This is a genomic window from Bradyrhizobium cajani (assembly GCF_009759665.1).
GTDB classification, from domain to species: domain Bacteria; phylum Pseudomonadota; class Alphaproteobacteria; order Rhizobiales; family Xanthobacteraceae; genus Bradyrhizobium; species Bradyrhizobium cajani.
The window spans coordinates 36,379-50,503 of sequence record NZ_WQNE01000038.1 but is presented as its reverse complement, the minus strand read 5'-3'; the positions used below and the strand labels follow the sequence as shown (position 1 = coordinate 50,503).

At 63.7% G+C, this 14,125-nt stretch carries 13 protein-coding genes and 1 pseudogene; 8 read left to right on the top strand and 6 right to left on the bottom strand.

Going from position 1 to position 14,125, the window contains the following annotated elements:
* Nucleotides 1-72: 72 nt before the first annotated feature.
* Both GPL20_RS32560 and GPL20_RS32555 read left to right on the top strand, forming a co-directional pair.
* Entirely contained in the window at nt 73-315 is a 243-nt protein-coding gene (locus tag GPL20_RS32560; protein ID WP_157335630.1) for a transcriptional regulator, read from the top strand.
* Between the two features lie 61 nt (nt 316-376).
* A complete protein-coding gene (locus GPL20_RS32555; RefSeq protein WP_157335627.1) occupies nt 377-592 on the top strand; it encodes a hypothetical protein in 216 nt (71 codons plus the stop codon).
* 70 nt (nt 593-662) lie between these two features.
* Here the strand turns inward: GPL20_RS32555 and GPL20_RS32550 are convergent, their stop codons facing one another.
* The 6 genes and pseudogenes from GPL20_RS32550 to GPL20_RS32525 all read right to left on the bottom strand — a co-directional run bounded on the left by GPL20_RS32550 (nt 663) and on the right by GPL20_RS32525 (nt 6,698).
* Complete coding sequence (locus GPL20_RS32550) at nt 663-845, bottom strand: hypothetical protein (RefSeq protein ID WP_157335625.1); 183 nt, start codon at nt 843-845, stop codon at nt 663-665.
* A 307-nt stretch (nt 846-1,152) separates the two neighbouring features.
* A pseudogene (locus GPL20_RS32545) lies at nt 1,153-1,599 on the bottom strand (transposase); the annotation flags it as partial.
* Nucleotides 1,600-1,823: 224 nt separating this feature from the next.
* Nucleotides 1,824-2,354, bottom strand: coding sequence for an SMI1/KNR4 family protein (locus tag GPL20_RS32540; protein ID WP_157335624.1), 531 nt, complete (start codon nt 2,352-2,354; stop codon nt 1,824-1,826).
* A gap of 422 nt (nt 2,355-2,776) precedes the next feature.
* Complete coding sequence (gene frc / locus GPL20_RS32535) at nt 2,777-4,054, bottom strand: formyl-CoA transferase (RefSeq protein ID WP_157335623.1); 1,278 nt, start codon at nt 4,052-4,054, stop codon at nt 2,777-2,779.
* A 154-nt stretch (nt 4,055-4,208) separates the two neighbouring features.
* Nucleotides 4,209-5,942, bottom strand: a complete 1,734-nt coding sequence (gene oxc, locus GPL20_RS32530) for an oxalyl-CoA decarboxylase (protein ID WP_157335615.1) — start codon at nt 5,940-5,942, stop codon at nt 4,209-4,211.
* Nucleotides 5,943-6,002: 60 nt separating this feature from the next.
* Nucleotides 6,003-6,698, bottom strand: a complete 696-nt coding sequence (locus GPL20_RS32525) for a GntR family transcriptional regulator (RefSeq protein ID WP_162250091.1) — start codon at nt 6,696-6,698, stop codon at nt 6,003-6,005.
* Between the two features lie 348 nt (nt 6,699-7,046).
* Between GPL20_RS32525 and GPL20_RS32520 the strand changes: the two genes are divergently transcribed.
* The 6 genes from GPL20_RS32520 to GPL20_RS32495 all read left to right on the top strand — a co-directional run bounded on the left by GPL20_RS32520 (nt 7,047) and on the right by GPL20_RS32495 (nt 14,066).
* Nucleotides 7,047-9,176, top strand: coding sequence for an acetate--CoA ligase family protein (locus GPL20_RS32520; protein WP_157335602.1), 2,130 nt, complete (start codon nt 7,047-7,049; stop codon nt 9,174-9,176).
* A 143-nt stretch (nt 9,177-9,319) separates the two neighbouring features.
* The gene (locus GPL20_RS32515; RefSeq protein ID WP_157335599.1) at nt 9,320-10,162 is read left to right on the top strand and encodes an IclR family transcriptional regulator; all 843 of its coding nucleotides are present in this window, start codon (nt 9,320-9,322) and stop codon (nt 10,160-10,162) included.
* A 106-nt stretch (nt 10,163-10,268) separates the two neighbouring features.
* The gene (locus GPL20_RS32510) at nt 10,269-11,237 is read left to right on the top strand and encodes a Bug family tripartite tricarboxylate transporter substrate binding protein (RefSeq protein WP_157335595.1); all 969 of its coding nucleotides are present in this window, start codon (nt 10,269-10,271) and stop codon (nt 11,235-11,237) included.
* On the top strand, nt 11,234-11,719 hold the full coding sequence (locus GPL20_RS32505; protein WP_157335592.1) for a tripartite tricarboxylate transporter TctB family protein: 486 nt from the start codon (nt 11,234-11,236) through the stop codon (nt 11,717-11,719). Before GPL20_RS32510 ends, GPL20_RS32505 begins: the two co-directional genes overlap by 4 nt.
* Nucleotides 11,719-13,218 (top strand): tripartite tricarboxylate transporter permease, encoded by a 1,500-nt coding sequence (locus GPL20_RS32500; protein WP_157335589.1) that lies wholly within the window; start codon nt 11,719-11,721, stop codon nt 13,216-13,218. Before GPL20_RS32505 ends, GPL20_RS32500 begins: the two co-directional genes overlap by 1 nt.
* Nucleotides 13,219-13,271: 53 nt before the next feature.
* Nucleotides 13,272-14,066, top strand: coding sequence for an NYN domain-containing protein (locus tag GPL20_RS32495; RefSeq protein WP_157335587.1), 795 nt, complete (start codon nt 13,272-13,274; stop codon nt 14,064-14,066).
* The last annotated feature ends 59 nt before the right edge of the window (nt 14,067-14,125 follow it).

The window sequence follows — 14,125 nt, the reverse complement described above, 5'->3', positions numbered from 1 at the left end:
ACTGAAACGGCCACGCTACCCGCTCGATCCCCGGATTGAGCGGGTTTTGTCCGTTGCAGAGAAGGGTGAACAATGAGCGCCAAGAGATCGGCCGAACCGTCGCCCGAAGCCATCGCGCGCTCCGATCGTCAGCGTTTGGCCGCTGAAGAAGGCGCGCGAGCCATGGCGGATGCCGAAAAGCAGGCCGTCGATGTTCGCAAGAACATGGCGCGGCTTCGAGAGCTGCGCGAAGCCAAGGAAGCGGCCGACGCAACCCTTCAAGCATCGTCGCCGGCGCCCGTCCCGGCGAAGGGCAGGAAGAAGCTGCCGCGATAGTCAACTCCGATAGCGCCGACGTAAATCTGGGGGACCGATCACATGCCAAGGGGTGCGGGTGATGCCTAGAATCAAACCGGATAGCGGCGGCACGATCACCTTCTTTCTCGCGCATGGCGCGGGCCGGCAAATGTGCCGGCTTGCGACGACGTTTCTGACGCAGAAGCAGGCCTTCAGCTATCTTCACAAGAACCGAACGGAAATCGAACGCATCGCGCGGTCGCGGCTCGCTTCGGGGGAGCTCGAAGACGGGGTCGTCGTGCTCTCGATGCTCTAGGTTGGCTGAGACGTCGATTTCGACCCAGCGCCTTCAGTGCGTAGCGATTGGAAGCTCGTCCGCACCGTTGTTATTCGGAGCGGCTTTTCGCCTTGGCCTCGCGGGCCAATCGTTCCGCTTTCAACCGCTCGCGGTTCTGATTGAAGGTGTGCTGGTCCTTCGCATAATCAGTCATCGGCTTTTGCGTTTTGGCAGGCTTGAACGCCTTGTCGGCTTCACGCCTGGCGCGATCAGAGGAGTGATCTCTCAACATTTCGACCTCAATTTGATCAACGAGCGTGGTCCCGACGAGTGGTAGACGGCGCCTCCCGCACAGCTCTGATACGGATCGACACCCTCTCCGGACGAGAAGGCGGCCAATTCTTCAGCGTTGGGCAGGTCTCTTGCGAGGCGCTCAGTCACTCGCTGTGAAGGCGGCGTGCTCGCACTTCTGAGAGCGCGCCGGTGAAAGTATAACGGCCGGCCACCGTATCGGTTCCAAGGGGGCGATCTCAATTCAACGCTGGCTGGTCCTGCGTGGGGTCTGTTGAGCAAAGGCAATTTATCCCTAGGGGCTGGGACGCGGACTCATAGAAACCCAGCCATAACCTGATTGACGCGAGTTGAACGAAAGCGAGGTAGTTGGCGGATAGCCTGTCGTAGCGCGTCGCCACCCGACGACATTGTTTGATTCGGTTGAAGAACCGCTCGACCTGGTTGCGAGCGCGGTAGCTGACGCACACGGACAACGGATGTCGATCATCTGGACAGCGGCATCGTGGGCTACAGAAAGTGCGTCGATGATGCGGCCCCAGACACCAGCCCGCCGCCAGCGGACGAAACGGTTGTAGCAGGTCGTGTAAGGGCCAAAATGATCCGGCAAATCGCTCCAAGGGGCCCCCGGATCGCAAGACCCAGAAGATGCCGTTGAGGACACGTCGGTCGTTCACCCGACGAACGCCATGAGGCTTATTCGGCAGCATGGGCTTGATGGCAACCCATTCATGATCAGCGAGTTCGTAGCGCATGATTCGGGCCCCAGTTTGGGAGCTTGAATCACAGGGATCTGACCAATCGCAACGCTTCCGGCTCAACTCCGGTCCGACGCTTACTGGCAGAACCGGACATCAATCTGCCGACAATACCCGCTGAAACCGTCGAAAATGACCCATTTCGGTCATGGCTCTGGGTGGAACGGTATGTCGCGTCGGTTAATTGGGCCAAAAAATATCGCATTGCTTCGCGCCGAATCTCAATTGTCGAACGCAGCTTCTGAATTGAGCCCACGGATGAAGCTCTCGAAATTTTCGGCGAGAAATGTAATGCGGTAATCCCACTCCTGGTCGACATGGACGACCGACGGCTCACCATTGGGGCCGCATTTACGGTAATCAAGACATATCATGTCGTGGCCAGCAGATGGGCAATCGGCGAAGTAGATTCCGATGGGCGGGTAGCCCCACTCTTGCACCCAAAAGGCGCTGCCGAATTCGCCGCAGAGCGAACATCTCTTGCGGCTCCCAATTGAATATATGCCGGTAATCGCGACGTGGTCCTCGGCCCATGTTGTGCGAGAGGGACTACGGATGCAGGTCTTCCGCGGCTGCCCCCCATTCTGGTGACAAGAAAGTTCAATGTAAGCCGCGGGCAACGTGTAACCTAACCGCTCTTGCACCGCATTGATAGCAAGCTGGTTTGGCAACCCATCGACATATTCGCAGCTTGCATAGTCAGACTCGTACCAAAAATTAGTTAGGTCAAAATCCCCATAAATTCGCACCATCGGTCAGCAAATCCAGCTCAGGAATCCCAATTGAGATTGTGCGGCAAAATATATGTCGCCAGCGCACCCGTCCACTTCCGCAACTGGCCCATCGCGACATTTGCTGCGGTTGCGCAAAAGAGGTCGGTATTGGCGCTAAGCGGACTTCGCCACCGGTTTATGAGTACACGGCCTAATGCCCCGACGTTTCGAGTGCCGGCAGGACATTGGCTTTTTCGGATGATGGCATAATGCCCCTGTTTTGCCCGACGTGTCAAAGGAGATTTCGTTAAAGCAGAAATCGAATTTGAGGCCAAAGGGTTGGCTACTGTGCATGGGGTTGTTTTTCCGTTTTTTAGTCCGTGCCTCTGACTGCACGGCCTTCTCAAGCAAAAAGGGCCGCCCTTCGGGCGGCCCTTTCGTCTCGTTCAATGCGATGTCGCTTACTCGGCGGCCTGCTTCTGCGGCGGGTCGAGCGCGCCGGACTTGTGGATCTCGGCGACCTGGTGGTCGCTGAAGCCGAGCACCGAGCGCAGGATCTCGTCGGTGTGCTCGCCGAGCAGCGGGGAGCGCTGGACGTCGCTCGGGGAATCCGACAGCTTGATCGGGTTGCCGACCGAAATGTACTTGCCGCGGGTGGGGTGGTCGACCTCGACCACGGTGCCGGTGGCGCGCAGCGACTGGTCCTCGGCGATCTCCTTCATCGACAGGATCGGACCGCAGGGGATGTCGTCCTTGTTGAGGATCTCCATCGCCTCGAACTTGGTCTTGGTCATCGTCCACTGCTCGATGCGGGCGAAGATCTCGTTGAGGCGCGGCAGGCGGGCGGCCGGCTTGGCGTAGTTCGGATCGGTCTTCCACGAGGGCTCGCCGATCACGTCGCAGATCTTCTCCCAGACCGGGGCCTGGGTGATGAAGTAGATGTAGGCGTTGGGATCGGTCTCAAAACCCTTGCACTTCAGGATGCGGCCGGGCTGGCCACCGCCCGAGTCGTTGCCGGCGCGCGGCACGGCATCGCCGAACGGAATGCCTTCGCCGAACTGGCTGTACTCCTTGAGCGGACCGTGGGCGAGGCGCTGCTGGTCGCGCAGCTTGACGCGAGCGAGGTTGAGCACGCCGTCCTGCATGGCGGCGGTGACGCGCTGGCCCTTGCCGGAATGCGTGCGCTGGTAGAGCGCCGTGACGATGCCGAGCGCCAGGTGCAGGCCGGTGCCGGAATCGCCGATCTGCGCGCCGGTGACGAGCGGAAGACCGTCGCGGAAGCCGGTGGTGGAGGCGGCGCCGCCGGTGCACTGCGCGACGTTCTCATAGACCTTGCAGTCTTCGTACGGGCCGGGGCCGAAGCCCTTGATCGAGGCGACGATCATCTTCGGGTTGATCGCCTGGATCTTCTCCCAGGGGAAGCCCATGCGGTCGAGCACGCCGGGGCCGAAGTTCTCGACCAGCACGTCGCACTTCTTGATCAGCTCGGTGAGGACTTCCTTGCCCTTGGGGTTCTTGGTGTCCAGCGTGATCGAGCGCTTGTTGTGGTTGAGCATAGTGAAATACAGGCTGTCCACGTTCGGGATGTCCTGCAGCTGGCCGCGGGTGATGTCACCCACGCCAGGACGCTCGACCTTGATCACGTCGGCGCCGAACCAGGCGAGCAGCTGTGTGCAGGTCGGTCCGGACTGGACGTGGGTGAAGTCGAGAATGCGAACGCCCGTGAGCGCTTTGGTCATCATATTGCTCCTGTTACCACTCTGTTTCCGTCATGCCCGCGAAGGCGGGCATCCAGTATTCGCTGAAGGTTCAGTTGGGCCTCAGTGCTCGCCTCAAGGTTGGTTCGGCGATTACTGGATTCCCCGCCTGCGCGGGGAATGACCCGGCGGTCGGTTACTTCTTCTTCTGAAGAACGCTCTGCGGATTGAGGTTGCCGATGCGGCCGCTCTCCGAGCCGGCGGCCGGATCGATCACCGCGTTGATGAGCGTCGGCTTGCCGGACTTCATCGCCTCGTTGACCGCGCGCTTCAGCTCATCCGGCGAGGTCGCGTTCACGCCGACGCCGCCGAAGGCTTCCATCATCTTGTCGTAGCGCGCGCCCTTGACGAACACCGTCGTCGCGGGATCCGAGTTCGCGCCGTTGACGTCGGTGCCGCGATAGATGCCGTCATTGTTGAAGATGACGACGCAGATCGGCAGGTTGTAGCGGCAGATGGTCTCGACCTCCATGCCGGAGAAGCCGAACGCCGAGTCGCCTTCCACGGCGAGCACGGGGTGGCCGGTCTCGAGCGCAGCCGCGATCGCCTGGCCCATGCCGATGCCCATCACGCCCCAGGTGCCGACGTCGAGACGCTTGCGCGGGCGGTACATGTCGATGACGCCGCGGGCGAGGTCGAGCGTGTTGGCGCCTTCGTTGACGAGGATCGCCTCGGGATGATCCTTGATCACGTTCTTCAAGACGCCGAGCGCGCCGTGATAGTCCATCGGCGACTTGTTGTTCATGAGCTTCGGCGCCATCTTGGCGACGTTCTCTTCGCGCTTGGACGAAATGGACTTGGTCCATTCGGCGGGCGGGGCGGTCCAGCCCGTTCCCATCGCCTGGTTGAAGGCCGAGACGACCGAGCCGATGTCGCCGACCACGGGCGCGACGATCTCGACGTTGGAGTCCATCTCCTTCGGCTCGATGTCGACCTGGATGAACTTCTTGGGCGCCTCGCCCCAGCTCTTGCCCTTGCCGTGCGAGAGCAGCCAGTTCAGCCGCGCGCCGATCAGCATGACGACGTCGGATTCTTTCAGCACGGTCGAGCGTGCCGCACCGGCGCATTGCGGATGGGTGTCGGGCAGGAGGCCCTTGGCCATGCTCATCGGCAGGAACGGCACGCCGCTCTTCTCGACGAAAGACTTGATCTCCTCATCGGCCTGCGCGTAGGCCGCGCCCTTGCCGAGGATGATGAGCGGGCGCTTGGCGCTCTTGAGCACGTCGAGCGCACGCTTCACCGAGGCAGGCGAGGGGATCTGCGCGGGTGCGGCGTCGATCACCTTGACCAGCGACTTCTGGCCGGCATCGGCGTTCATCACCTGGCCGAACAGCTTTGCCGGCAGGTCGAGATAGACGCCGCCGGGACGGCCCGAGACCGCGGCGCGAATGGCGCGCGCGAAACCGATGCCGATGTCCTGGGCATGCAGCACGCGATAGGCCGCCTTGCACAGGGGCTTCGCAATCGCGAGCTGGTCCATCTCCTCATAGTCGCCCTGCTGGAGGTCGACGATCTCGCGCTCGGAGGAGCCCGAGATCAGGATCATCGGGTAGCAGTTGGTGGTGGCATGCGCGAGCGCGGTGAGACCGTTGAGGAAGCCGGGCGCCGAGACGGTGAGGCAGACGCCGGGCTTCTTGGTAAGATAGCCGGCGATGCCTGCGGCGTAGCCGGCGTTCTGCTCGTGGCGGAACGAGATCACGCGAAGACCCGCGGCCTGCGCCATGCGGCCCAAATCCGTGATCGGGATGCCCGGCACATTATAGACGGTGTTGATGCCGTTCAGCTTGAGCGCGTCGATGACGAGATGGAAGCCATCCGTCAGTTCCTGCTCGGTGCCCGGTGCTTCGGACTTGGTCGCGGTATTCAGCATGGGCCTTGTCTCCCTGGTCTCAATACTGGGGCGAGTTTTTCGCCCTTCTGGTGGACGTTGCTAGGTAAAGAGTTCCTGACCGTGCGCTTCGACGTAAGCGGCAAGGCCAAGGGTGTGGTCGCGGGCCCGCTTCTCGGCGAGCTCGGTGTCGCGGGCCTCGAGCGCTTCGATGATGCCGAGATGCTCCGGCAGCGACGTCGCCGTGCGATCCTTGCGTCCGATGGTCAGCTGGCGATAGCCGCGCACATGCAGCAGGAGATCGTTGGTGAGATCGACCAGCACCGGCGATTCCGACAGCGAGATCAGCGCCTGATGGAAGGCGATGTTGGCGCGCGAATATTCCTCGACGTGATCCTCGGGCAGGCGGTCCTTGCCGAAGTCCTTGAAGAAGTCGCGCAGCGCGGTGATGTCCTTCTTGCGCGCGGTGGTGGTGATGAGGCGGGCGGCCATGCTCTCCAGCGCCGCCCAGGCGCGGATCATGTCGACGATCTCGCTCTTGGTCCTGCGCACCACCATGATGCCGCGGCGCGGCACCGTCTTCACGAAACCGTCCTGCTCGAGCATCGCGATCGCTTCGCGGATCGGCGTGCGGCTGACGCCCAGGCGTTCGGACAGCGCGCGCTCGTCGAGCATCACCGGCTCGGGCGTCGAATAGATGTCCATCTTGAGGATGGCTTCCTTCAAGGCGTCATACGCCTTGTTCTTGAAGCTGCTCTCCGGGGCAATACGAACGATTGCGATGTCTGCCTCGGCCATGTTCGGCAACGCCTTGGTTGGTTTCCGTAGTGACACGACGAATCTCCTCCTGTGGGAGTCGTCTTTTACAGGATTATTAACGGGAAAGTTTTTGGCATACCACATGCCAGAATGTCAAGCTGGCTATTTTTTGCGGCGTTCTAGATCGTGCGGCGGCTTGACAAGTTGGCTTCTGGCATACCAAATGCCATCGCCAGCCATTTTTGATCCAAGGCGGCGGAGTAACATTGGCCTTATGCCACTCCGTTCCGCCGCATGGAACAGAGCGCGGCGAATGGCAAGCATCACGGGCAGCCGCAACACGCGCGCGCTTTGCAAAGAACGAACTGAGGTCAAGGGAGAAGCCACATGTCCAATTCCAAAGATGCCGTCCGCAAGGTGCTTGACCAGGTCAAGGCGGACAACCGCACCAGCCTGACGGCGCCGGAAGGCAAGCTGGTCTGCGACGCCTATGGCATTCCGGTGCCGAAGGAAGGCGTGGCGAAGTCGGCGGGTGAGGCCGGCAAGATGGCCTCCGCGATGGGCTTCCCGGTGGTGATGAAGATCGTCTCGCCGGACATTCTCCACAAGACCGAGGCCGGCGGCGTCATCGTCGGCCTCAAGACGGCCGGGGAGGCCGAGAAGGCCTACGAGACCATTCTCGGCAACGCCAAGAAATACAAGTCCGACGCCAAGATCGAGGGCATCCAGGTGCAGCAGATGCTGGCCGGCGGCACCGAAGTGATCGTCGGCTCGATCACCGACGGCTCGTTCGGCAAGCTGGTCGCCTTCGGCCTCGGCGGCGTGCTGGTCGAAGTCCTGAAGGACATCACCTTCCGCCTCGCGCCCGCGACCAAGGAAGACGCGCTGTCGATGCTGGACGGCATCCAGGCGCATGAGATCCTCAAGGGCGTTCGCGGCGGCGAACCGGTGAACCGCGCCGCGCTCGCCGACGTCATCGTCAAGGTCTCGCAGCTCGTCACCGATTTCCCTGAAATCGTCGAGCTCGACCTCAACCCGGTGTTCGCGACGCCGAAGGGCGCGACTGCCGCGGACGTCCGCATCGTCGTCGACTTCGCCTACGTTCCCAAGCCGAAGCCGCGCCCGACCGAAGAGATCGTTGTGGCGATGAACCGCATCATGCAGCCGAGAGCGGTCGCCGTGGTCGGCGCCTCCGCCGAGGACGGCAAGATCGGCAACTCCGTGATGAAGAACCTCATCAACGGCGGCTACAAGGGCGAGATCTATCCGATCCATCCCAAGGCCGCCGAGATCCTCGGCTACAAGGCCTACAAGAGCGTCAAGGACGTGCCCGGCGTGATCGACGTCGCGGTGTTCGCGATCCCCGCGAAGTTCGTGGCAGCAGCGCTGACCGAATGCGGCGAGAAGAAAATCCCGGGCGCGGTGCTGATCCCGTCGGGCTTCGCGGAGGCCGGCGCGCCCGAGCTCCAGGCCGAGATCGTCGAGGTCGGCAAGAAGTACGACATCCGCCTGATGGGGCCGAACATCTACGGCTTCTACTATACGCCGGCCAATCTGTGCGCGACCTTCTGCACTGCCTATGACGTCAAGGGCCACGCCGCGCTGTCGTCGCAGTCTGGCGGCATCGGCATGGCCATCATCGGCTTCTCGCGCTCGGCCAAGATGGGCGTCTCGGCGATCGTCGGTCTCGGCAACAAGTCCGACATCGACGAGGACGATCTGCTCGCCTTCTTCGAGCAGGACCCGAACACCAACCTGATCGCGCAGCACTGCGAGGACCTCAAGGACGGCCGCGCCTTTGCGGAAGCGGCCAAGCGCGTTTCCAAGAAGAAGCCGGTCGTCGTGCTCAAGGCCGGCCGCACGTCTGCGGGTGCGAAGGCGGCGTCCTCGCACACCGGCGCGCTCGCCGGTAACGACCGCATCTATGAAGACGTCTTCAAGCAGTCCGGCGTGATCCGCGCGCGCAGCTTGCGCCAGCTGCTCGAATTCGCCCGCGGCGTGCCGGTGCTGCCGACGCCGAAGGGCGAGAACGTGCTGATCATCACCGGTGCGGGCGGCTCGGGCGTGCTGCTGTCGGACTCCTGCGTCGACAACGGCCTGTCGCTGATGTCGATGCCGCCGGATCTCGATGCGGCTTTCCGCAAGTTCATCCCGCCGTTTGGCGCGGCCGGAAATCCTGTGGATATCACCGGCGGCGAGCCGCCGATCACCTACGTCAACACGGTGAAGCTCGGCCTGTCAGACGAGCGCATCCACGCGCTGATCCTCGGCTACTGGCACACCATCGTCACCCCGCCGATGGTGTTCGCCCGCAACATGGTCGAGGTGAAGAAGGAGATGGAGGCCAAGGGCTTCGTGAAGCCGATGGTCGCCTCGCTTGCCGGCGACGTCGAGGTCGAGGAGGCCGCCGAATATCTCTACCAGAACGGCATCCCCGCCTACGCCTATTCGACCGAGCTTCCGGTCGAAGTGCTCGGCGCCAAGTACAAGTGGGCGCGCGGGGCAGGGCTGCTCTGAGCGTTATCTCTCCTGTCATCCCGGGGCGATGCGAAGCATCGAACCCGGGATGTCGAGATTCCGGGTCTGGCGCGCCAGGCCCGCGCTTCGCGCAGTCCCGGCGCGCCATCCCGGAATGACGAACGCACAAGCGGCAGGTCGCGATGAGCAAGAACGTGATCCGGCGCAAATCGCACGAAGCCCGATCGGCATCGGAGGTCGACCACGAGGCGCGCGACGGCGGCGTGCAGTCCGTCGACCGCGCGCTGTCGATCCTCGAAACACTGGCCGAGGACGACGAAGGCTATCGTCTCAGCGATCTCGCCGTTCGCACCGGCCTGTCGGCGTCCACCGTCCACCGCCTGCTCGCCACGCTCGAAAGCCGCCGCTTCGTGCAGTTCGACCGCGCCGAATCCAAATGGCATGTCGGCGTGCGCAGCTTCACGGTGGGCGCGAGCTTCGCGCGGCGGCGCAATTTCTCCGCGCAGGCGATTCCGTACCTGCGCAAGCTGCGCGATCTCACCCGCGAGACCGCCAACCTCGCCGTCGTCGACGACGAGTTCATCATCGTGCTGACCCGGATGGAGAGCCGCGAGATCATGCGCTCGCTGACCCAGGTCGGTGGCCGCGTCCCCATGGTGACCTCCGGCGTCGGCAAGGCGGTGCTCGCGACCTATTCCGACGAGGACGTCGGCGCCGTCATCCGCCATCACGGCATGCCCCGCCTGACCGAGAGGTCGATCGTGCGGCCGAGCGACCTGTTCAAGGAGCTCGAAAAGATCCGCAAGCAGGGCTACGCGCTCGACGATGAAGAAGCCTGCATGGGCCTGCGCTGTGTTGCCGCGGTCGTCTACAGCGACTGCGCCGAGCCGCTCGCGGCGATTTCCGTCTCGGGCATGACCAGCCGGCTGACCGACCAGAGGTTGCCGGAAATTGGGCAAATCGTGCGGGACGTTGCCGCCGAGCTGACGGCCGCCCTCGGGGGGGTGATGCCGACCCCCTGCTAGCCAGGAATCGCGGGGGGATGTCACTGGACAGCATCGGCCGTTTTGGCTGATATGCGACCAAACGACACAATGCGGCAAACGTCCGCATGAGCCTGGAGATGCCCCGATGTTTCGAATTCCCGCGCGCCTCGTCGGCGCAGCCGTCGCGCTGACCCTCGCGGCGGCCACCCCGGCCGTTGCCCAGCAGCTCGAGCTGAAGCTGATGGCGCCGGCCGCGCCCGGCGGCGGCTGGGACCAGACCGCGCGCTCGATGCAGCAGGCCTTGGTGGCGTCCGGTGTCGCGCGCAGCGTGCAGGTCACCAACGTTCCCGGCGCCGGCGGCAGCGTCGGCATCGCGCAATTCGTCAACGGCGCCAAGGGCGACGGCAACCAGATGATGGTCAACGGCTTCGTCATGGTGGGCGCGCTCGCCATGAACAAGTCGCCGGTGACGCTCGAGCAGGTGACGCCGATCGCGCGGCTCACCGAGGAAATCCAGGTGATCGTGGTTCCCGCGAATTCTCCGATCAAGACGGCGCAGGATCTGGCCGCGGCCGTCAAGGCCGATATCGCCAAGGTGACCTTCGCCGGCGGCTCGGCCGGTGGCGTCGACCATGTGATGGCCGCGTTGTTCGCTGGCGCCGTCGGCGCCGACGCGAAGAAGATCAACTACATCCCGTTCTCCGGCGGCGGCGAGTCGCTGGCGGCGATCCTCGGCGGCAAGGTCACCGCGGGCATTTCGGGCCTGAGCGAATATGAAGGGCAGATCAAGTCCGGCAAGCTGCGCGCCATCGGCGTGACCTCGGAGAAGCGCATCGCCGGCAGCGACATCCCGACCTTCAAGGAGCAGGGCATCGACCTCGTGATCGCCAACTGGCGCTCGGTGGTTGCGCCTCCCGGCATCACGCCGGAGCAGCGCAAGACCTTGAGCGATGCGGTCGAGAAGATGGTGAAATCGGACGCCTGGAAGGAGATCCTCAAGCAGAAGGGCTGGGAGGACGCCTATCTCGGCGGCGATGCTTTCGCCGACTTCCTGAAGAAGGAGACGGCGCGCGTCACCGACGTGCTGAAATCGGTCGGCCTCGTCAAGTCATGACCTCAGGCGATCCTGCGCAACCGCCGCGGCACGTCGATCGCGCCGGCCTCGTCATAGCTGCCTTGCTCGCAGGTCTCGCCGCGGTGCTGGTCTGGGACTCGCGCGGCCTGCAATCCAGCGCGATGTACGGGATGGGGCCGGAGGCGATGCCCGTCGTGGTCGCCAGCGGCCTCGCGCTGCTCGCGATCGGCAACTTCATCGACGCGCTGCGCGGCAATTTGCCGGCGCGCGAGAGCGCCGATCCCGTGCCGGTGGTCTTGATCCTCATCGGTCTCGCGCTCCTGATTGCGATCATAGGCTTCGGCGGCGGCTTCATCCTGGCGACCTCGGCACTCTTCGTTACGACGTCAGCCGCCTTTGGGCGTCGCGCCGTTCTCGTCGACAGCGTCATCGCCCTCGTGATGTCCACCCTCATTTATCTCGCGTTTGACCGCCTGCTGACGCTGAGCCTTCCGGCAGGCCCCCTGGAGCGACTGCTGTGATGGACACTTTTGCGGCGCTGGCCCACGGCATGGCGGTCGCCGTCCAGCCGATGAACCTGCTTTATGCGCTGATAGGCGTGTTCCTCGGCACGGCCGTGGGCGTGCTGCCCGGCATCGGCCCGGCGCTGACGGTCGCGCTGTTGCTGCCGGTGACGTACAAGCTGGACCCCGGCGGCTCGCTGATCATGTTCGCCGGCATCTATTACGGCGGCATGTATGGTGGATCGACCACCGCGATCCTGATCAACACGCCCGGCGAGAGCGCCTCGATGGCGACCGCGCTCGAAGGCAACAAGATGGCCAAGGCCGGCCGCGGCGGGCCGGCGCTTGCGACCTCCGCTATCGGCTCCTTCGTCGCCGGCACCATCGCCACCATCGGCCTCGCCTTCCTCGCGCCGTGGCTGGTCGATTTCGCCGTGCGCTTCGGGCCGGAGGATTACTTTGCGCTGATGTGCGTCGCCTTCGTCACGGTGTCGGCGACCTTCGGGGACTCCCCGGTCCGCGGCCTGACCAGCCTGTTCATCGGTCTGACGCTCGGCCTTGTCGGCATCGACAAGCTGACCGGACAGGCGCGGCTTGCGTTCGGCATCCCCGAGCTGCTCGACGGCGTCGAGGTGACGACGCTTGCGGTCGGCCTGTTCGCGGTGGGCGAGGCGCTCTACGTCGCATCGCGCCGCCACCACACCGAGGAGAAGCTCGAGCCGGTGCGCGGCTCGCTGTGGATGACCAAAGAAGACTGGAAGCGCTCGTGGAAGCCGTGGCTGCGCGGCACCATGTTCGGTTTCCCGATCGGCGCGCTGCCCGCGGGCGGCGCGGAGATCCCGACCTTCCTGTCCTATTCGACCGAGAAGCGTCTCACAAAACATCCGGAGGAATTCGGTAAGGGTGCGATCGAAGGCGTCGCGGGACCGGAAGCCGCCAACAATGCGTCTGCCGCCGGCACGCTGGTGCCGCTCTTGACGCTGGGTTTGCCGACCTCGGCGACGGCCGCGATGATGCTGGCGGGCTTCCAGCAATACGGCCTCAACCCGGGGCCGCTGCTGTTCGCCGAGCGGCCTGACCTCGTGTGGGGGCTGATCGCCAGCCTGTTCATCGCCAATCTGATGCTGCTGGTGCTCAACCTGCCGCTGGTCGGCCTGTGGGTGCGGCTGCTCGCGATCCCGCAGCCATGGCTCTATGCCGGCATCCTCGTCTTCGCGACCATGGGCACCATCGCCGCCAAGCCGTCGGTGGTCGAATTGTCCATGCTGGCGGGCTTCGGCGTGCTCGGCTTCCTGATGCGCCGGTTCGATTTTCCGATCGCGCCCGTCGTCGTCGGCCTGATCCTCGGCCCGATCGCCGAGAGCCAGTTGCGGCGCGCGCTCGCGATCAGCCTCGGCGATCCCATGACGCTGCTGCAAAGCCCGATCTCGGCGACGCTTCTCGGCATCGCGCTGGTTGCGCTGCTGGCCCCGTTCGTGCTGAAGGGGATGGGTCGCTTCAAGGCGAACGAGGACTAGCCGCTCCGACGGACTTGTCTTTTTGTGCCGCGTCCATCTCGTGGGGAACCGCCATGCCTTCTGAGCTCCGTTCGCCCCGTCTCGCGGTTCTGATTGACGCCGACAATGCCTCCGCAAAGATCGCGGACGGACTGTTCGAGGAGATTGCCAAGATCGGCGAGGCCAGCGTCCGGCGCATCTATGGCGACTTCTCCAATGCGCGATCAAGGGGCTGGGCCGACATCCTGTCCAAGCACGCCATCATCCCGCAGCAGCAGTTCGCCTACACGACGGGGAAGAATGCCTCCGACATAACGCTGGTCATCGACGCCATGGACCTGCTTCACAGCGGCCGGTTCGACGGCTTTTGCCTGGTCTCTTCCGACAGCGACTTTACCCGTCTTGCCGCCCGCATCCGGGAGCAGGGCATCGACGTCTTTGGGTTCGGCGAGCAGAAGACGCCGGAAAGCTTCAGGCAGGCCTGCCGCAGATTCGTTTACACGGAGAACCTGCTTGCCGGAACGGTGAATACGCAGGACGCCACCTCAAGGTCGGCGCCGCTTCAGCCGCTCGATGCAGCTACGCCAGTCATCAAGAAGGTCATCACCCAGATGGAGAGCGAGGACGGCTGGGTCGCTCTGGGGGAGGTCGGCCGGCAGCTTGCCAATCTCGCTTCCGATTTCGATCCGAGGACGTTCGGCTTCCGCAAGCTGAGCGACCTCGTGCGGAAGACAAATTCCTTCGAGATTGATGAGCAGAAAGGGAGGTCGATGCGGATTCGGGTCAAGCCCGCTGCCGCACCGACTTCGAGACCGCGGAACTCGCGCAGAAGGGCGGGGACGGCAGGCGGTTCGGCGCCTAAAGCCTAAGCAGAGCGTGCCGTTATATTTGAGCTTGCCCGGTCTGGCGCACGGCGTAACCATCGCTC